Raw genomic sequence first — 18,885 nt, 5'->3', positions numbered from 1 at the left:
CTTTCAGGAGAGACATCTATGCGAAATCGAGCAGAAGTCCTGCCCATTCTTTCCCAGCAATACCTCTTCGATGCCCGCGGCATCGCCAAGCGTTTCCGCCACGCGGCCATTTTCGGCGCGCTCAATGAGCTGGAGTCAGCCGAGGTGATGCGCTTCGTCAACGATCATGACCCGCTGCCGCTCGTGGCCCAAATCGAGCATCACTTCGGGCCGCGCGTGGATATCGGGTACGTCGATCGCGAGCCGGGCAACATCGTAATTGACTTCACGGTGACGGCGGTGAATTGAAATGCCCGCTACGTGCGGCAACAAGTCTCGCGGTGGCGGAGACATTTCTTTGACTAAGCCAGTTGATCCAGTGCGTTGCACGAGAGATTAGCGTCTCGCGATGGCCGCCAACACGCCTCCGATCACTTGGATACTTGTGGATAGAGGAAAACATGTTGACCATAACTGAACCTTACGGAGGTTCGACATTTCTCTACTGTCGCGAGCCGTTCGTGCGGCAAACCGACCAAGGGAGGCCGGCGTCAAACATCGCCTGCAAGACATGCGCGATGGCAGGACTATGCACCCGCAGTTCAATAGACACCTTGACCCACGAGCGGCTCAACGCCGCCATGCAGTGCGTCCGTACCGTGCATCGCGGGCATGCGCTGTATCGCCCTGGCGACACCTTCGCGAGCATCTATGCTATCCGCGCGGGTTCGTTCAAGACCGTGGTCATGCATCAGGAGGGGCATGAGCAGGTCACGGGCTTCGGCATCGTAGGCGACACGCTTGGCATCGATGGCATTGCCACCGGCAGACACAGTTGTGAGGCGATTGCGCTGGAAGACAGTTCCGTGTGCGCGATGCCGTTTGACCTACTCGAGATGCTGTGCCGGGAAGTGAAGGCAGTCCAGCGCCATGTGCATCAGATGCTGGGCGCTGAAATCGTGCGCGAGTCTGTCCTCATGATGCTGCTGGGCACTACGACGGCTGAGGAGCGGGTGGCCACCTTTCTCGTCGACCTGTCGAAGCGTTGGCAGGCGCGCGGCTACTCCGCTGCTGTTTTCACACTGAAGATGACGCGCGAGGAGGTTGGCAGCTACCTCGGCCTGAAACTCGAGACAGTCAGCCGGATGTTGTCAAAATTGCAGGGGCGAGGGCTGATCGAGGTGCGTGGCAAGGATCTCCGGATTCTCGATATTGACGGGTTGAAGAAGCTGGCGACAGACGTTGGCCCTGCTACCTTCCGGGGTCAACCGCACCGGGCGGCATTCGGGTACGCGCCTGATGTTCGCTTGCCAGAACATCGGCTAGGAGCACATTGATGGAATCTCCCTACGAAATCGAAGGCATTGCATCCCGACAGGTCGACCATGTCGCCACCCAGCGGTATGTGCAAGCACGGCCTTCAGACCGGACCGCGCTGGAATTCGGTACGTCTCCCACTTGCGCCACGAATTTCCCGATGCTGACGCCGCACGAGATCGCCACGCTCATGCTCGTCGCTCATGCACCTGAGCTGGTCAGCATCGAGCGGCCCGACCTGCTGCCATTGTTGAACGGCAATCTGGTCAAGATTGACCGGTGTCGCAGATGCCGGGGCAAACCTCAGATGACGCCGTTGGGAGAAGCTCTCGTTGTCCGGCTTTGTAAAACAACGCGCCGGGCCTCGAAAGATGCCTTATCAAACCTTGATCGCAGTCGAGACCCTCACTGAGGCCCATCATGCAAATCTCCCACGAAGCTGAGCGCCTGGCCCGACAGCGGGCCGATCACCTGGAAGCCCTGATCGACGAGGCGGGGGCGGAGAGCTTCCCGGCAAGCGATCCCCCTGCTGTCCACCCGGAACGCTCGCCAGTCACAACGAACGTGCCGCCCGGTAGCGGGCCGCGAGTACCATCATAGATCAGTTGCTGAAGGCGGGGTGGCCCAGGCCGGCACCCGTCCCGACTTCACTGTAAGGGGCTCTACGCGCCACCCTCCGGGCATCCGCAATCGGCTTCGGCCGCGATTATGCGGTGCAGTTGCACAAAGCGCTCGTGGACCGGGTTCTGAAAAAGTGGGTCGGCAGACTGGTTTGGGCTTGCCTGCAGAATCGAGGAATAGTCGCCGCAATCCAGATAACGCGTCGCCGTCGGAAACAGCGTGAGTTCCTCAACCGCCATGTTATGGCGAAGCCGTTCTGCGTACAGCCGGATGCGAAATTCGAGGAGCTCTCTCGACATATTTTCATCGCGCACCATGGATTCGAGATCTTGCATCAGTGCGTGGCCCTGAGAAGCCAGTGTCGCGTGCTGCGCCGACAGTTCGCCTGCCAACCCGGGGGGCAACGCCTGCTTCTCGAGCAGCTTGATGATGATGCGATCCTCCAGTGCATGGTGGTTCACGTCGGGAAACCGCGTGAGGTAATAGAGGGCATCCACAAGCACTGCGGCATTCGTTGCCGCCTGCGCGTCACGGAGTATTGCTTGACGTTCGAGAAGCCGCACGAGTCGCTCCAGACGCCGGTGCTCGGCGATCAGGTTGTCAATGATGCTCGTCATGCCGAGCCTCGCGCGATTGCCCCTCTTGCTTCATCACGTCGAGCGCGAGTGCCGAATGCGCGTAAGCTGCACCGGCACGCATCTCGGCCGCGACCCAGATCGCTTCCATGATCTCATTCTCCGATGCCCCGGCTTTCAAGGCCTCCTTTGTGTGACCACGGATGCAATAGGGACACTGCGTCACATGTGCGACGGCCACGGCGATCAGCTGCTTCGTTTTCGCCGGCAGCGCGCCGTCGCCAAACACGCTGCTATTGAAAGCCCGGAACGCAGCGAGCGCTTCGGGGGCGAGTTCCCGGCGTCGGGTAGCAATTTCCGCGGTCCACTGCGGATACATTGAGTCGTCCATCATTCACCTCCCGCTAAAACGCAAAAAACGCGGACGTCCGCAGGCGACATCTTCGCACTCGCAATCCAGCCCGACGTGCCGGCGTTGACAGCCATGAAAGAGGTTCCCGAAAACCCGCCGTCACGCCGACCGGGCGGTGGAACCCGTTCGTAACCATCTCTTGAACTCCAGATACGCAATGATGAAGCGGTGCCGGTAAGGATGGGTGCGCGCGAAATGTCCCCTGGTGAGCACCGCACCGCGATAGATATACATCGTGCGGCGCACCCAGTCGGTGGCCTGCGGCAGCCCGTCGCGTTCGATGAGGAACTCAATGCGTCGCTGCTCGCTCATGCTTGCCTCGCTATTGTCTTGCGGGTCGGGTCTGCGGCGGTCCTCCCGCTGATCAAGCCGGCCAACCTAACGACCATGTGGGAGATAAAGGGTTACCAGTACCGAGGCGTTCTCCACGGCCTCGAGCCAATGTGGCTCCCCGGCCAACAGAAATAGCATATCCCCGCTGCGCATCAGTTGGGCTCCCGCGCCCGTGCCGAATTTGACGACGCCTTCGAGACACTGCACGGTTATTTCTCCGGGCGCCCGGTGCTCGGAGATGTGCTTGCCCGCCGGAAGCACAAGTCGAACGACCTCCAAGTGATCCGAGCGCATGAGCGTGACGGATTTCGAATCCCGCAGTGCCTCACCGAGGGGGCGAACGTCGATCAGTTCCCCCTGTGTCACCCGTGGCATTGCCATAACAGCCTCCCCGTGTCAGTTTGCGGCACTCAGATCGTTCGGCGCGCAAGCATGGTGCGGATCTCGCCGATTGCCCTGGCCGGGTTCAGGCCTTTGGGGCAGACGTCCGTGCAGTTCAGTATCGTCCGGCACCGGAAGAGGCGATACGGATCGTCAAGATTGTCCAGCCGCTCGCCCGTGCCCTCGTCGCGGGAATCGACCAGAAAGCGGTAGGCCTGCAGGAGACCTGCAGGACCGACATATTTATCTGGATTCCACCAGTACGAGGGGCACGCGCTGGAACAGCACGCGCACAAAATACACTCGTAGAGGCCGTCGAGTTGGTCGCGTTCCTCGGGCGACTGACGCCTTTCCCGTTCGGGTGGGGGAGTGTCGTTGATCAGATAGGGCTTAATCGAGTGGTACTGCTTGAAGAACGCAGTCATGTCCACGATCAGGTCGCGAACGACCGGCAACCCGGGCAGCGGACGCAGCACCGTATGGCGGGGGAGATCGTTGAGGTTGGTGATGCAAGCAAGCCCGTTCTTGCGGTTGATGTTCATTGCATCCGAACCACACACGCCTTCACGACACGAACGACGAAAGCTCAGCGTCTCGTCCAGTGCCTTGAGGCGGACAAGTACATCGAGCAACATCCGGTCACTATCGGCAACCGCTATCTCGTACGTTTGCATGTACGGCCTGGGATCCCGATCCGGATCGTAGCGAAAAATTTCAAAGGTTCTTGTGTCACTCACGATGTTCCTCCTCGGTGGAACGAATCTCGTAGCTAGCGCGCATTGTCCCCTACGCCACTCCAGCCCGGTCAAGCGCGGACCGACGGTACCCCAAACGGAGAATCCGGTCACCGCCGTGCTCCGTTCATAGTTCGCCTTGGTCAGACGCCGTCAACACATGGAAGCCATGGCCGTTCCGCCAAAAACTGGACGCAATTTAGCAAGAGGGCTGGATCATGTTCCGTCCGACTTGCCGCGGCAGTCACATCGCGTCATGGACCGCTGACTCTCACCCTATCGATCGGAAATTGGAGGACTTTGCTCCACGTCAAGACATTCAATTTATATCACAACATGATGTATATTGGCAGTTGCGATAATGGCCAGAAGCAGGCCGGGCCCGTTTGACCTTAGAGTAGTCGATGCGCGCTGGCGTGGCGTCGTTGCAAGTGCTGCACCGGCTCGGTAAGGGGAAAGACGGCGGGCGCAATGGTGCGCCCCGCATGACATCCATGAGGAACTCACGTGACATCCTCGGAAAATTCGTCGGTCTCGAATCCTTTACGAACCGACGTGCTGATCGTCGGAGCAGGTCCCGTGGGCCTGTTCGCCGCGTTCGAGGCAGGCGTAATCGGACTCTCGTGCCAGATTGTCGACGGGATCGAGCGCCCCGGTGGCCAGTGCATCGAACTGTACCCAGACAAACCGATCTACGATATCCCGGCGGTACCGTCGTGCACCGCGCGCGATCTCGTCGATCGCCTCGTTGAACAATGCCGGCCCTTCAATCCCCCGATGCATCTCGGTCAGCGCATCGAGAGGCTCGATCCGCTCGAGGGCGGTCGATGGCTTGCCCGCACCGACAAGGGGCATACGTTTGACGCTGCGGCGATCCTGATTGCCGCCGGCAACGGCGCGTTCGTGCCACAGCGGCTGGCCCTCGACGAGGCGGCACGCCTTGAAGGCCGGTACGTCCATTACAGAGTCTCCGACATGAACGGCTTAGCCGGGACGAACGTCGTGGTCGCGGGCGGCGGCGACTCCGCACTCGACTGGGCGCTGGCGCTGCGCTCAGTCGCGCGGCACGTCACGCTCGTTCATCGACGCAGCGGCTTCAGCGCGACAGACTCGAGCGTCGCCCGGTTGCGTCAGGCGGTCGCGGCGGGTGAGATGGATTTCGTGGTCGGCACGATTGCCCGGCTGAATTCGCCCGTGGGGCCGCTCGAATCGATCGAAGTTCGCCAGATTGGCGGCTCTGTGTGCCTCGACGCCGACCAATTGCTCGTGCTGTACGGACTTGTCGCGGACCTGGGTCCGATCGTCAACTGGGGAATCGCCATACAGGCCGGACGGATTGTCGTCGATACGTCATACTACGAAAGCTCGCGGCCAGGTATCTTCGCGGCAGGCGACATTGCCTGCTACCCAAACAAGCAGAAGCTGATCCTGTGCGGGTTTCATGAGGCCTCGCTCGCGTTGCGCAAGGCATACAATTATGCATTTCCCGACAAGAAGCGTGTGCATGTGCACTCGAGCTACGACGCAAAGCTTGCCGAGCGCGTGGCCGCCGTTCATCCGTAGCTGAGGCCCGAGATGTCACCACGCTTTACACGCATATCCACCGACCACACTTGTGGAAAGCTTCGATAGGCGATCGCATCGTCGATGGTGAGCGACGACAGTGCGCAACTGCCCTCAACGAGCGCCCACAGAATCAGGCGTTCGGCCTCTTTTCGGTAGTCCGAGGTCTCGACGCCTGAACAGCGCGACATGCCCGCAACTGACGGCATGGGCCGATCAGCTATCGGCGTTGCAGGATCAGATTCTCCACTGGTCGACGAACTGTCTCAGGGCACCATCGACCGGATCATATGCATGAGCGATGCCGACCTCGCCGCAGCGGTGCTATCGGGGCACCTCAAGTTCCCGAAACACTGATCGATCAACAATGCCGAGACTTCGAGTATCTAGGCTGCATCGATGACCAAAATTCACGAACCTGCGTACCCGGTACTCCCGGCGGAGCTGGAGGACGCGGAATTGCGGACGGTCTACACACCCAACACGGCGGAGATCCGGTTCGTCTTCGGCCAGTTCCGCCAAGCGCCTACCCGCGTGCTGATCCTTGCGCAACTTAAGCTGCTACAGCGCCTCGGGTACATGCCGGTGATCTCGGAAGTTCCGCCCGCCATCATCGAACACGTGTGCGCGGTGCTCGGCGTCCGTCCGCTACCGCGCACAACTCTCGCGCGCTACGACCGCTCGGGCAGCAAATCCCGGCACCAGAAAATCCTGCGCGAGTTCGTCCGGATTCTCCCTGTCGACAGCGCAGTCCACGCATGGCTGGCTGAGTTAGCGGCTCATGCGGCCCGGACCAAGGCGGAATTGCCCGATATCGTCAACGTGATGCTGGAAGAGTTGGTGCGGCGCCGCTACGAACTGCCGCCCCTCGCGACGCTCACGCGGATCGCCGGCCACGCCCGCAGTCAGCTCCATGAGTCGATTTATCGTGCCTTCGTCGACTCTCTCGATGATGAGCTGAAGGCCCGTGTCGACGCGCTGTTTCTTGTCCGGCGCGGGCGAACGCAGTGGGACGAGCTCAAGCGCGAACCGAAGCGCCCCGGACCACGCGAGATCGCGAGTTTCCTCGAGCACATTCAAGCCATGAACGCGGTGGCGGACGGCTTGCCGCCCGTGCCGAACATGCTCTCGGTTGCGAAGCGCATGCAGTTCGTCACCGAAGCACGCGCGCTCGACGTGCACGAAATGCGGGCGCTCAAGCCCGCCAAGCGCTACACGCTCGCGCTACTGTTCATGCTCGCGCAACGCCAGAAGGCGCTCGACGACGTCGCCGAGATTTTCATCAAGACGGTGCGCAACCTCGAGCACACCGCCAAGCTGCGACTTCAGCAGTACCAGCTTGCGCACGCCGACCAATTGCAGTCGCTCGTCAGTCAGTTCCGCGACGTCCTGAACGTGCTGCAGGATGACGAAACGCCCGCGGCCATGCGTATCGCGCAGATGCGCGCCGCGTTGAACGGCGATCCCGATGCCGTGCTAATCCGCTGCAACGAGCATATCGCGCAGGCCGGCAATCACATCTTCCCATTCCTGCTTGCCCCGTACAAAAACCTGCGGTCGTTGTTGTTTCAGTGCGTCGAGCAACTGTCGCTGAAATCCAGTTCGCAGGACGACGCTTTGCTTCGAGCGCTCGACTGGATCAAGCGGCTCCGGTCGTCGCGACGGGAGTATCTGCTGCTCAGCGACGCCGATCTCGCAGAGTTGCCGCTCGACTGGCTCCCGGAAAAGTGGGAGCGATGCGTGTTGCCGGATGGCCAATCGGCACGCCTGCTGCACCGGAAGTACTTCGAGCTTTGCGTGTTCAGCCAGGTCATGCGGGAGCTCAATTCCGGCGACGTTTTTGTCGAGGGCAGCGATCAATACGACGACCCGCGCGAACACCAGGTGTCGTGGGACGAATTCCGCGAGGAATTGCCGCGCTATAGTGAGCACGTCGACTTCCCGGTCGATGGTCGGGCCTTCGCCCAGCATCTGAAGGACGAACTCGGCGCGCTGGCCGACAAGGCCGACGCGGGTTTCCCGGAAAACGACCACGTCGAGATCAGTGCACAGGGTCTCATTCTCCATCGGCTCGACAAGAAACCCGACCCGCCCAACCGGACCCTGATTGACCAGGCGATCACGGCTTCGATGCGACCGGTTAGCATCCTGGATATCCTCACCGAAACCGAGCAATGGCTCGATTTGCATCGGCTCTTCGGGCCGCTCTCGGGATTCGAGGCGAAGGTCGACGATCCGCGCAAGCGCTTTATCACGACGCTGTTCTGCTACGGCTGCAATCTCGGGCCAACACAGACAGCGCGCTCGGTCAAGAATCTGAGCCGCAAGCAGGTCGCGTGGCTGAACCTGAAGCATGTCACCGAAGAACGGCTCGACAAGGCGACCGTCAAGGTGATCAACGCGTACAACCAGTTCGCGCTGCCGAAATTCTGGGGCTCGGGCAAGCGCGTGTCGGCGGATGGGACGAAGTGGAATCTGTACGAGCAGAACCTGCTGTCGGAATACCATATCCGCTACGGCGGCTATGGCGGGATCGGCTACTACCACGTGTCCGACATGTATATCGCGCTGTTCAGCCACTTCATTCCGTGCGGCGTACACGAGGCGGTGTACATCCTCGATGGCCTGATCAAGAATGCCTCCGAGGTGCAGCCGGACACCGTGCATGGCGACACGCACGCACAAAGCGCGCCGGTGTTCGCGCTCGCGCATCTGCTCGGGATCAACCTGATGCCGCGTATTCGCGATATCAAGGAGCTGGTGTTCTACAAGGCCGATCGGCGCCGGCGCTACAAGAACATCGAGTCGCTGTTTCGGGCCAGCATCGACTGGGGGCTGATCGAACGGCATTTCCCCGACATGCTGCGCGTTGCGGTCTCAATCAAGGCCGGACGGATGACGCCGTCGACAATCCTGCGCCGCCTCGGTTCCGAGAGCGTCAAGAACAAGCTGTACTTTGCTTTCCGCGAACTCGGCCGCGTGATCCGCACGATGTTCCTGCTGCGCTACATCAACGACCCGGAAATGCGCCAGACCATCCACGCGGCGACGAACAAAAGCGAGCAGTTCAACGACTTCGCGAAGTGGCTGATGTTCGGCGGGGAAGTGATCGCCGAAAATATCCGGCACGAGCAGCGCAAGGTCATCAAGTACAACCAGCTCGTCGCGAACATGGTGATTCTGTACAACGTGCAGTGGATTTCGCGCAAGCTCAAGATGCTGCAGGACAAGGGCCTGCCGATCGATGCCGAAGTGTTGCAAGCACTCTCGCCGTATCGACGTGAACACATCAACCGGCTCGGCTCCTATCTGCTGGATCTCCAGCGGAGGGCGGCGCCACTCGATCCGAGTATCGATTTCTCTTTTGAATCAGCTGCTTAGGTTCATTTTGGCGAAAATTTCACGAATCCCGGCCAACCCTCGTTTTCATCTAAATTTGACCCACCCCGAGACAGCGTAATACATCTACCGCGTTGTGGATAACTCTGCGTTGTCCGCCTCCCTGACGGTCTTTTTCCGGGTTGCCCGGACCTTGGTCGAACTCTCCTTGAAGCGCCACGATTCGTTTCCGGTTTCAACGATGTGGCAGTGATGCGTGAGCCGGTCGAGCAGCGCCGTGGTCATCTTGGCGTCGCCGAACACACTGGCCCATTCCCCGAAGCTCAGGTTGGTCGTGATCGCCACGCTGGTGCGCTCGTACAGCTTCGAGAGCAGGTGGAACAGCAGTGCCCCGGCGGTCTGGCTGAATGGCAGATAGCCCATCTCGTCCAGAATCACCAGATCGACGTGCGTGAGCCGGTGCGCGAGCTGCCCCTGCTTGCCCGCGGCTTTTTCCAGCTCCAGTGCGTTGGCCAGCTCGATCGTGGAGAAGTACCGCACACGCTTGCCGTGCCGCTGGACGGCTTCGATGCCAATGGCCGTGGCCAGATGGGTTTTGCCCGTGCCCGGCCCACCGATGAACACGACGTTGTGCGCGCTGTCGAGGAACTTCATCTGGTACAGCTCACGGATCAGATCTTCATCGGCACGCGCCTGCGCGAAGTCGAAGCCCTTGAGGTCGCGGTGCGCCGGGAAGCGGGCTGCCGCCATCTGGTAACCAATCGAGCGCACTTCGCGCTCGGCCCCTTCGGCCAGTAGCAACTGCTGCATGAAGCGTTCCGGGTCGAACTCAGTGTGGCGGGACTGCGCATACAGTTCCGCCCAGCTGCTGGCCATGCCGTGCAGCTTCAGCTCCTTGAGGCGGGCGATGACTTCATTGGACATGGCGGTGCTCCGGTTCGGTTGCGCGCAGGCGTTCATAGCGGCCGACATCCGCGACAGGTTCTTCGTTCAGGTTGAGTGCGGTGACGGCCATGACCTTCCGGTCGGCCGGAGCCTTCAGGCGGCTCAATACGTTGAGGACGTGATCGCCACTGGGGCGGCCCGAGTCGAGCGCGGTCTGCGCGGCCAGCAACACCGCATCGAGTCCGTGCTCGCGCACCGCGCTCAGCACCTCGGTCATCACGCGATCCCCGCCGGGATGCTTCAGCAGATGCCGCTGCAAGTCCTGAAGCGGTTGCGGCATCGTCGCGAACGGTGCGCCGTTGCGCAGCGCACCGGGCTTGCGCTCGACCAGCGTGATGTAGTGCTGCCAGTCGTAGAACGTCATGTGCCGCTCGAAGCTGCGCGCGTGACGGGCGATCTCCCGGTCGTCGGCGACCACGCTTAGCCACGCCGGATAGCTGCGCACACTCACGAGCTGGTTCACGAACTCGGTCGGCACGCTGTAGCGGTTGCGCTGGAAGTGGATCAGGCCGGTCGACGACACGCGCAGGAACTGCTCGACGTAGCCGTCGAACGGACGCGGGTTCGGCATCAGGCGCGTGCGCTCGTCCTGCAACACGTCCTCGACCGTCAACTCCGGCCACTGCGGATGCCGCATCTGCCAAGCCTGGCGGCACCGCTGCGACACCCAGTCGTTCAGCGTTTCCAGCGACGCCCAGCGCTGCTGGGCCGCTTCATGCCAGATCTGCCGACGCCGATCCTGCACGTTCTTCTCGACGATGCCTTTCTCCCACCCGGCCGCGCGATTGCAAAACTCCGGCTCGAACAGGTAGTGACTGCACATCGCCTCGAAGCGGGCGTTGACCGTGCGCGCCTTGCCACGCCCGACCTTGTCCACGGCCGTCTTCATGTTGTCATAGATGCCCCGGCGCGGTACGCCGCCGAACGCGGCGAACGCCTTCGCGTGCGCGTCGAACAGCATCTCGTGACTCTGGGTCGGGTAGGCTACCAGCCAGAACGCGCGGCTCGCGTTCAGCTTCACATGGGCGACCTCAAGGCGTCGGCGCAGTCCGCCGACGAAGACGTATTCGCAGCTCCAGTCGAACTGGAAGGCCTCGCCCAGCTCAAACGCCAGCGGCACGTAGGCCTGTCGGCGCGGAGCCTGCGTCTGCTGCTCGCGCCAGCGTCGCGCGAACTCGCTCACGCGCGTATAGCTTCCGCTGAATCCCTGCGCGCGGATCGCCTCGAACATGAACCGCGCCGTGCGCCGGTCCCGTTTCGGGCGGTGGCTGTCCGTGCGCAGCCATTCCTCAAGCTGCCCGGCCCATTCGTCCACCACGCTCGGACTGACCCGTTTCGGGTACTTCGGCTCTGCCGCTTCCGGCTGTTTTAGCCATGTCCGTACCGTGTTTCGGGACAACCCCGTTCGCCGCGCAATCTCCCGCAACGGCACCTTCTCGCGGAAATACATCCGCCTGATCTTGGCCAGCATGCCCACCGTGATCACCTCTGTATCTCCTGCTCAAATATTGAGCAGGAAATTCAATCACGTGGGTCAAATTTCGGTGCAAATCACACCGTCAGGTGGGTCGATTCTGCGCGCGCGTTAACACACGTGTGGCAATTTTTTCTCAATCGTGTGCTAAAAGTTCATCCCATTTCAGGGTTAGTGCAGTGAGGATGGTGCACGACGCTCACGTGACCCGAATGATTGGCCGAAACGATCAACGCCGTGCGGTCATCGAGAGATTCTGGTCGAAAGGCCGGATGAAAGCCGACGCGCTCAGTCTCGATCGGCAATTTGATGCTCGAGTGCGTACCGTATCAATGCTGCTTCGGTGCGGAGTTCTAGCTTTTTAAGTAGACGTGCTTTGTATGTACTGACAGTTTTTGCATTGATGCCCAGACGGCTTGCAATTTCCGATATACCGTCACCACACGCCAGTCGTTTGAGTACCTCCTTCTCGCGGGCGGTCAAGCGCGCATGCAACTGTGCGGCGGGAGGAATATCAATCGTACGAACCATGCGCTCTGCGACTTGTGCGCTCATGTACCTCTGCCCGGCTAACACCGACTGCACCGCTCGGACCAATTCGGCTGCGGTGCTGTCTTTCGTCACGAAGCCCGATGCGCCGGCACTAAACACAGACTTTGCATAAATCGGCTCGGCCGTGCTGGATAGTGCAAGGACTCGCATCATTGGGGTGAAGGCGACGACTTGACTGATCAATTCAATCGAGGGCGCACCTATACTAGTGAGGTCGACGATCGCAATGTCGAATGTCTCATCTTGGATTGCTGCAATCAGTGTGTCACCATCAGACAACTCGCGAGCGACTTGGTACTCTCCAGTTTCTTGAAGGATGTACCGAATGCCGTCACGCGTAATTGCATGACGTTCCGCGAGAAGTACTTTTTTCACGCTGAACCCTCGTTGTGTTCTCTCGGACGTGACTTGCAAACCGACACGTCGGCTTATATGAACCATGCAATGCCTGAATACGGCGCCTTATTGCTTCGGTTTGGTATTGATATCCATGCCTGACATGTCCCGCATAAAAGATGCCTATGCGAAACTGTAAACGCGCGGCTTGATAAATGTCAAACTAAATCGTTGTTAAACTGAACAATTTCTGAGGCAGACGTTCTGTTTTCCGACTGTGGCGAGACGCGCTTAAGGATCCCATCCGTGATCGTGTGTATGCGGGAATCGGCTGGAACGAGCCGATTGCGGGACTGGTAGTGCGTCGTGCTGAATTCGGCGACGGAGACATAGTCGGCGATATGTGGGAGGCGCTTCGATGTGCGGGTGTGATGCCGCTGAGATGTGCCGGCGGTCGTTTCGACAATGGCTCGGTGGAGCAACTGGTTCCGTGATGTTCAACCGGCCGATCAAGCTGACTCTTCGTCGGCTCGCTGTCCTCATGGCAATGTTTTTTCACCATCATCCTACGACGCTCGATGCAGCCTGACGGCCTTAGCCCGACCCCTCGCCGGGGAGACGTGCTGCCGGGTCGCCGGCGCCCGCCGACGACGTTGAGGCACGGTTCATTCGCCGCTTTCTTGGATAGAGGGGTACGTCGCTGGCTTTCGCGCCAGGGGGCGATGTCGGGACCAAGTGACCATATTGGCTCGGTAGCCGGGTTTGCTGCAGACGACGATGACGGCGTGGGGGGTAAACCGCACCGGTGCGGAAATGGACGTTGGGCAATTTGTAGCCGCCGCCGCTGGTTTTCGAACTTGCGGTTTACGGATACTGATGTCTAGAATCATCAGACAGCCATGACAACAGGCGTTGCGAACAATGCTGAGAAGACTCGCAGGAGCCATACTGTTGTGCGCCGTTCCCTCCTGCTTTGTCTTCGGGCAGGATAGACCCACGGAACGCGCGCCGGACACCATGCAAGCACGGGTGCTTGCATGTGCGGCATGCCATGGCAAAGCCGGGGAGGGCACCAATAACGATTACTTTCCCCGTCTGGCGGGTAAGCCTTCCGGGTACTTGTTCAATCAGCTCAAGGCATTCCGCGATGGCCAGCGCCAGTACCCGCCAATGAACTATCTCTTGGCGTATCTACCGGACGCCTATCTAAGAAAGATCGCCGATTTCTTCGCAGCCCAGCATCCACCGTACCCGCCTGCCACAGCCCCTGCCGTCAGCGCGGAACTACTGCGGCGCGGCAAGCAGCTCGTGAATGACGGCGACCGTACGCGCAACATCCCGGCTTGTGCTGCTTGTCACGGCGCAGCGCTTACGGGTATGGAGCCGGCCATTCCTGGGTTGCTCGGCCTCCATGCGCAATATATCAGTGCCCAACTCGGCGCCTGGCGCTACGGAACGCGAGTTTCGACAGCACCAGACTGTATGCACGACATCGCCTCGCGTCTTGGTAACGACGACATCACTGCCGTCGCCGCCTGGCTCTCGTCATTGCCCGGTGCGGCAAACTCGGCACCTGCGACTGCGGGAAGCGTGAAGTTGCCGATCGCTTGCGGGAGCGTACCTCAATGACGGAGCTCACGGTGCGTATCAGGCCTTTCCGGTTCAGTCGTTCGTTCGGTTCACTTCCGGTTACCCGGATGAGCAAGGCTCTACGCGTTTGCTTGACCACGGTCGCCGCCTCTGCGGCCTTGATAATTGCGCACCCGAAGCTCGCGGCGGCGCAAGACGGTTCCGCCAAGGTGGACGTCATCAAACGGGGTGAATATCTCGCGCGTGCCGGCGACTGTATAGCGTGCCATACGCAACCCAGCGACAAACTCTTCGCGGGCGGTCGCGCAATGCCCACTCCGTTCGGGACGTTGTACTCACCGAACATCACACCAGACGCCGAAACTGGGATCGGCCGATGGAGTTCCGACGAGTTCTACGCGATGATGCACACGGGACGTTCCCGCGATGGCTCCATCCTGTATCCCGCAATGCCCTACGCTGCATACACGAAGGTCACACGCGAAGATAGCGATGCGATCTACGCTTACCTGATGTCCGTGCCGCCCGTCAGGCGGCCGAATCGCCCGCACGATATGAGGTTTCCATACAACAATCGCGAGTTGCTGCTTGGCTGGCGAACGCTGTATTTTCGCGAGGGTGTATACAAGCCCGATCACGAAAAGTCCGTTGAATGGAATCGTGGAGCATATCTCGTACAAGGCCTCGGACACTGCTCGATGTGCCATACCGCGATAAATGCGCTGGGTGGCAGTTCGGAGTCCAAGGCATTTGAAGGTGGCCTCATTCCAATGCAGGATTGGTACGCGCCATCACTCACGTCTAGTCGAGAGGCGGGCCTCGGCGCGTGGAGCATTGCAGACATTACTGACCTGCTGCAGAAGGGGGTGTCGCGGCGTGGCGCTGTCTACGGTCCGATGGCCGAAGTTGTGTACGACAGTCTTCAGTACCTTTCAGACGACGACGTTCGTGCGATGGCCGTCTATCTGAAATCACTGCCGCAGCACGGTGGCGAGGGGGCCGCCGAACCCACTTCATCAATGTCACGCGATGAGCGGAATCGACTCTTCAGAGCCGGCAGCAAGATTTACGATTCACAGTGCGCCACGTGCCACGGTAAGAACGGCGAAGGAAAGCTACCCGATTTCCCGCCGCTCGCGAACAATCAGTCTATCCAGATGGTGTCCGCCGTGAATCCGATACGGATGGTGCTCAACGGCGGCTACGCACCGGGCACTGCGAAGAATCCCATGCCTTACGGTATGCCGCCGTTCGCTCAATCGATGTCCGACGACGAAGTGGCTGCAGTCGTCACGTTCATCCGCACTGCATGGGGTAACCGCGGCATGCCTGTCTCAGCCAAAGATGCCAACGCATTGCGTTCGGCGCCGCTGTATTGAGGGGAATCCATGAGCGACTCAACTGAGGAAGGAACGCCCCGATCACAGATCGCCGGGCGGCTATCCGACGACGAGCAGCACGTCGATGACATCGTGCGCACGGGCCCGAAGGGCGCACTTGCGCTGGCCGGGATCGCGACGATTATCGTGATCGCTATGTGGTTTGCGTTCTACTTTCTGGTGTTTTTGCCTCGCGGCGTCCTCCAGTAAATCCGAGCCCATGTCGAACACCCAAAACACGCCTCCGACGGCGCCGGCGAATCATGCCGACAGCCACGCAATAGCAGTCCGTACTGAGCGGCGCTGGGCCATGTTCTCGGTGGCGCTTGTACTGCTGCTTGTCGCAATAGTGATCTTCACCGGTTTGCACTGGGCAATGATGCCCCCGTCGCGAGTGGAAACCATCGATCCGACCACCCTCCACGTGTCCGGAGAATTTGTAGAAAGCAACCTCGGGACCGCACGCGAGGCGGACGGTTCGGTGACGGTGCGCGTGGTCGCACAGCAGTATTCATTCACGCCACAATGTATTCTCGTGCCGGCCCGTACTCCTGTCACATTCAGGATCACGAGCGCGGATGTCGTTCACGGTTTCCTCATCGCGAATACAAACATTAACTCGATGGTCGAGCCGGGCTATATCTCCACGTTCCGCAGTACGTTCAGTGAGCCGGGGGACCACTTGATGCCGTGTCACGAGTATTGCGGGACGGGGCACGAGGGCATGTGGGCAAATGTGAAGGTGATCGACGTCACCGAATTCGACAAACTTGCGGCCGGCGCACGGAGGCTCAGCTGTGTTAAATAACCGACGACTCGTGCTCGCACATTTCTGGTTCGCTTTCGCGACCTTCGGGGTGGCGCTGCTGTTGGGCGCGTGGCAAATGTACGTGCGCAGTCCGCTGCATGCTTGGTTGTCCGCGCCTGAGCTGTATTACCGTTCGGTGACGGCGCACGGCTCTGTGATGGCGTACGTATTTCCGACACTAATCGCTATGGGGTTCGGCTATGCGATCACGGAGCTCTCGCTTGCGCAGCGGCTGGTCGGGAAGCGGTGGGCATGGGCCGGCTGGTGGCTCGTAGCGGTAGGCTCAATCGTTGCGATGGTGCCGGTATCGATGGGTCGTGCCTCGGTGCTTTACACGTTTTATCCGCCCATGATCGGCAACCCGTTCTATTACATTGGCGTGGTACTCGTGGTGGTCGGATCATGGATTTGGGTGGCACTCATGTCCGTGAACCTGCATGTCTGGAAGAAGGCGAATCCAGGTACGCCTGTGCCGCTGCCCATGTTCGCGAACGTCGCGGGCTCGTACCTGTGGGCATGGACGGCGGTGGGCGCCGCCATCGAAATCCTGTTTCAGATTCTGCCGGTCGCGCTGGGTCTCAAATCCACCATCGATTCGGGCCTCGCGCGCGTATTCTTTTCGTGGACGCTGCACGCCATCGTCTATTTTTGGCTGATGCCGGCCTATATCGCGTACTACACGCTCGTGCCGCGCGCCGTGGGAGGCCGGCTCTACAGCGATGAGATGGCGCGCATCTCGTTCATCCTCTTTCTCGTGGTCGCGATGCCGATCGGCATTCACCATTTGTTCGCGGACCCTCAAGTGGGATCGGGCTTCAAGTTCCTGCAGTCCGTGTTTACGGCGCTCGTCGCGGTGCCCACGCTGCTCACGGTCTTCACGATCTGCGCGTCCGTGGAAATTGCAGGCCGACTGCGCGGCGGCAAGGGCGCGTTTGGCTGGATACGCGCGCTGCCGTGGCACGAGCCGATGATGCTGGCTGTGGCGTTCTCGTTCGTGATGCTGGGGTTCGGTGGCGCCGGCGGCCTTATCAACATGAGCTACCAGCTCGACTCGACGATCCATAACACGCAATGGATCACGGGGCACTTCCACCTGATTTTCGGCGGCGCCATCGTCATCATGTACTTTGCGATTGCCTACGAACTATGGCCGCAACTCACAGGTCGCTCGCTTACGAGCGTGCGGCTCATTCGATGGCAGCTCTGGACGTGGTTTGTCGGGATGATCGTTACGACGTTCCCGTGGCACTATGCCGGCATCCTCGGTATGCCGCGTCGCATGGCTTTTTTCGACTACAGCGACCCCGCGATTGCGCCCGAGGCTATCACCGTCGTGCTCTCGTTCGTCGGTGCTCTGATTCTGGTCGCTTCGGCGGTATTGTTCTTCATCGTGCTTGCAAGGGGGCACCGGGGCGCAATTGAACCCGCGCGTCGCTTCCAATTTAGCGTGGCAGTGCATCCTCCTCGTACCCTCCCGGTTGCGCTCAATAGCTTCGGACTCTGGATCGCGCTGATGATCGGACTTACCGTAGTGAACTATGGCTACCCGATTGCGCAGTTGTTGGCGCTCCAGCAGACTTCCGTGCCGGCCGTCTGGATCGGAGGGCAGCGATGAGGACACCACCGCCACCCGAAGCGCGCCTGTTCTCGCTGCGCAACCGTTGGTTCACCGTGAGCGTAGGGCTGACAGTCGCAGTTGCCGGCGTCTCGGCCCTGATAGGGTTCGTGTGGTTACCGTCGGCCCAGACCGACCCGCAGTTCAAAGGACTGTGGAACGCGATCTGTAGCGCGGCCGGGGTGCCGCAGCAATGGCTCGTCTCGCAGCCTGTGGTTTCTTCCACGAAGACAAGCACGGCAGTGCTTACTCCGCAGACCTTCGCGGGAACGGATGGACTTTCGATCGGACGCGGTGCGACGCTCTCACTGCGATGCACGATGTGTCATGGGCCGCAGGGACTTAGCTTCGCAAATTCGCCGAATCTCGCGGGGCAGTACGAAAGTGTTGTGTATAAGCAGTTGAAAGACTTCCAGAGCGGGGCGCGCACGAACGCCGTGATGACCCCGATGGCTACGAATTTGAGCGACCAGGACATGAAGGACTTGGCGGCATATTACGCCTCGCTGCCTCGCGTTCGGGTCGGCGCGTCTGCAGGGCCGGCACCCGCTATCGTTGCGACGGGTTCCCCGATGCGGAATATTGCTCCCTGTGCTTCTTGTCACGGAGCCGCTGAAAACAAGCTAGGTGCGCCGTGGTTGGAGGGTGAGCCGCTCGTCTACATACGCCAGCAACTATTGGCGTTTGCTGCAGGCGAACGACATAACGATACCAGCGAGCAAATGCGCAACGTTGCGAGACATATGACTCGCGACGAGATCGAAGCGGCCGCAAAGTTTTACTCCGGTCGACCATAACGGAAAACTGCATCTGGCACTCATGCTATCGAGTCGCGTGGAGATGCTGCTTCGGAAGTTGGTCAAGGCGTGGGCCATTTTCGGTCCGGCGAGGCCGTGCTCAAACTAATCTGGCCGCAACTGCGTAACGTCGTC

Annotated in this window: 19 protein-coding genes and 1 pseudogene; 11 read left to right on the top strand and 9 right to left on the bottom strand. The window is 60.3% G+C overall.

Going from position 1 to position 18,885, the window contains the following annotated elements; all coding sequences use genetic code 11:
- Nucleotides 1-18 precede the first annotated feature (18 nt).
- From AK36_RS22025 to AK36_RS33265, 3 genes are all read left to right on the top strand, one after another.
- The gene (locus AK36_RS22025) at nucleotides 19-288 is read left to right on the top strand and encodes a DUF2249 domain-containing protein (protein WP_011880264.1); all 270 of its coding nucleotides are present in this window, start codon (nucleotides 19-21) and stop codon (nucleotides 286-288) included.
- Nucleotides 289-440: 152 nt separating this feature from the next.
- A complete protein-coding gene (locus tag AK36_RS22020) occupies nucleotides 441-1,316 on the top strand; it encodes a helix-turn-helix domain-containing protein (RefSeq protein WP_011880265.1) in 876 nt (291 codons plus the stop codon).
- Nucleotides 1,316-1,708 (top strand): hypothetical protein, encoded by a 393-nt coding sequence (locus tag AK36_RS33265; protein WP_126221123.1) that lies wholly within the window; start codon nucleotides 1,316-1,318, stop codon nucleotides 1,706-1,708. Before AK36_RS22020 ends, AK36_RS33265 begins: the two co-directional genes overlap by 1 nt.
- A 250-nt stretch (nucleotides 1,709-1,958) precedes the next feature.
- Here AK36_RS33265 and AK36_RS22015 read toward each other — a convergent pair whose 3' ends face one another.
- The 5 genes from AK36_RS22015 to AK36_RS21995 all read right to left on the bottom strand — a co-directional run bounded on the left by AK36_RS22015 (nucleotide 1,959) and on the right by AK36_RS21995 (nucleotide 4,355).
- Nucleotides 1,959-2,534 carry a hemerythrin domain-containing protein gene (locus AK36_RS22015; RefSeq protein ID WP_011880267.1) on the bottom strand — a complete coding sequence of 192 codons (576 nt, stop codon included), beginning with the start codon at nucleotides 2,532-2,534 and terminating at the stop codon, nucleotides 1,959-1,961.
- The gene (locus AK36_RS22010; protein WP_011880268.1) at nucleotides 2,518-2,886 is read right to left on the bottom strand and encodes a carboxymuconolactone decarboxylase family protein; all 369 of its coding nucleotides are present in this window, start codon (nucleotides 2,884-2,886) and stop codon (nucleotides 2,518-2,520) included. Before AK36_RS22010 ends, AK36_RS22015 begins: the two co-directional genes overlap by 17 nt.
- Before the next feature lie 117 nt (nucleotides 2,887-3,003).
- Entirely contained in the window at nucleotides 3,004-3,216 is a 213-nt protein-coding gene (locus AK36_RS22005) for a hypothetical protein (RefSeq protein ID WP_011880269.1), read from the bottom strand.
- A gap of 66 nt (nucleotides 3,217-3,282) precedes the next feature.
- Nucleotides 3,283-3,618, bottom strand: a complete 336-nt coding sequence (locus AK36_RS34650) for a cupin domain-containing protein (RefSeq protein WP_011880270.1) — start codon at nucleotides 3,616-3,618, stop codon at nucleotides 3,283-3,285.
- Between the two features lie 29 nt (nucleotides 3,619-3,647).
- Nucleotides 3,648-4,355, bottom strand: a complete 708-nt coding sequence (locus AK36_RS21995) for a succinate dehydrogenase iron-sulfur subunit (RefSeq protein ID WP_080938715.1) — start codon at nucleotides 4,353-4,355, stop codon at nucleotides 3,648-3,650.
- Nucleotides 4,356-4,859: 504 nt separating this feature from the next.
- Between AK36_RS21995 and AK36_RS21990 the strand changes: the two genes are divergently transcribed.
- The gene (locus tag AK36_RS21990) at nucleotides 4,860-5,915 is read left to right on the top strand and encodes an NAD(P)/FAD-dependent oxidoreductase (RefSeq protein WP_011880272.1); all 1,056 of its coding nucleotides are present in this window, start codon (nucleotides 4,860-4,862) and stop codon (nucleotides 5,913-5,915) included.
- A 56-nt stretch (nucleotides 5,916-5,971) separates the two neighbouring features.
- Here AK36_RS21990 and AK36_RS34760 read toward each other — a convergent pair.
- A pseudogene (locus AK36_RS34760) lies at nucleotides 5,972-6,073 on the bottom strand (phage integrase family protein); the annotation flags it as partial.
- Between the two features lie 241 nt (nucleotides 6,074-6,314).
- Between AK36_RS34760 and AK36_RS21985 the strand changes: the two are divergent.
- A complete protein-coding gene (locus tag AK36_RS21985) occupies nucleotides 6,315-9,296 on the top strand; it encodes a Tn3 family transposase (protein ID WP_045579186.1) in 2,982 nt (993 codons plus the stop codon).
- Nucleotides 9,297-9,380: 84 nt separating this feature from the next.
- Here AK36_RS21985 and istB read toward each other — a convergent pair whose 3' ends face one another.
- From istB to AK36_RS31580, 3 genes are all read right to left on the bottom strand, one after another.
- The gene (istB, locus tag AK36_RS21980) at nucleotides 9,381-10,178 is read right to left on the bottom strand and encodes an IS21-like element helper ATPase IstB (protein WP_045579185.1); all 798 of its coding nucleotides are present in this window, start codon (nucleotides 10,176-10,178) and stop codon (nucleotides 9,381-9,383) included.
- Nucleotides 10,168-11,676 (bottom strand): IS21 family transposase, encoded by a 1,509-nt coding sequence (gene istA / locus AK36_RS21975; protein WP_045579479.1) that lies wholly within the window; start codon nucleotides 11,674-11,676, stop codon nucleotides 10,168-10,170. The genes istB and istA overlap by 11 nt, the downstream gene beginning before the upstream one ends.
- Before the next feature lie 285 nt (nucleotides 11,677-11,961).
- Entirely contained in the window at nucleotides 11,962-12,600 is a 639-nt protein-coding gene (locus tag AK36_RS31580; RefSeq protein ID WP_080938753.1) for a LuxR C-terminal-related transcriptional regulator, read from the bottom strand.
- Nucleotides 12,601-13,482: 882 nt separating this feature from the next.
- Here AK36_RS31580 and AK36_RS31575 point away from each other — a divergent pair.
- The 6 genes from AK36_RS31575 (at nucleotide 13,483) to AK36_RS21950 (ending at nucleotide 18,750) form a co-directional block, all read left to right on the top strand.
- The gene (locus AK36_RS31575; protein ID WP_080938714.1) at nucleotides 13,483-14,190 is read left to right on the top strand and encodes a c-type cytochrome; all 708 of its coding nucleotides are present in this window, start codon (nucleotides 13,483-13,485) and stop codon (nucleotides 14,188-14,190) included.
- Nucleotides 14,191-14,258: 68 nt separating this feature from the next.
- The gene (locus AK36_RS21970; protein ID WP_045579478.1) at nucleotides 14,259-15,530 is read left to right on the top strand and encodes a c-type cytochrome; all 1,272 of its coding nucleotides are present in this window, start codon (nucleotides 14,259-14,261) and stop codon (nucleotides 15,528-15,530) included.
- Between the two features lie 9 nt (nucleotides 15,531-15,539).
- Entirely contained in the window at nucleotides 15,540-15,740 is a 201-nt protein-coding gene (locus tag AK36_RS21965) for a hypothetical protein (protein WP_045579184.1), read from the top strand.
- Nucleotides 15,741-15,840: 100 nt separating this feature from the next.
- Nucleotides 15,841-16,338, top strand: a complete 498-nt coding sequence (locus AK36_RS21960) for a cupredoxin domain-containing protein (protein WP_371466049.1) — start codon at nucleotides 15,841-15,843, stop codon at nucleotides 16,336-16,338.
- On the top strand, nucleotides 16,328-17,953 hold the full coding sequence (locus tag AK36_RS21955; protein ID WP_045579182.1) for a b(o/a)3-type cytochrome-c oxidase subunit 1: 1,626 nt from the start codon (nucleotides 16,328-16,330) through the stop codon (nucleotides 17,951-17,953). Before AK36_RS21960 ends, AK36_RS21955 begins: the two co-directional genes overlap by 11 nt.
- Complete coding sequence (locus AK36_RS21950; RefSeq protein ID WP_045579181.1) at nucleotides 17,950-18,750, top strand: c-type cytochrome; 801 nt, start codon at nucleotides 17,950-17,952, stop codon at nucleotides 18,748-18,750. The genes AK36_RS21955 and AK36_RS21950 overlap by 4 nt, the downstream gene beginning before the upstream one ends.
- Nucleotides 18,751-18,885: the final 135 nt, after the last annotated feature.

The sequence above is a fragment of the Burkholderia vietnamiensis LMG 10929 genome, from assembly GCF_000959445.1.
Taxonomy (GTDB): domain Bacteria; phylum Pseudomonadota; class Gammaproteobacteria; order Burkholderiales; family Burkholderiaceae; genus Burkholderia; species Burkholderia vietnamiensis.
This window is presented reverse-complemented; position numbering and strand designations above follow the sequence as displayed.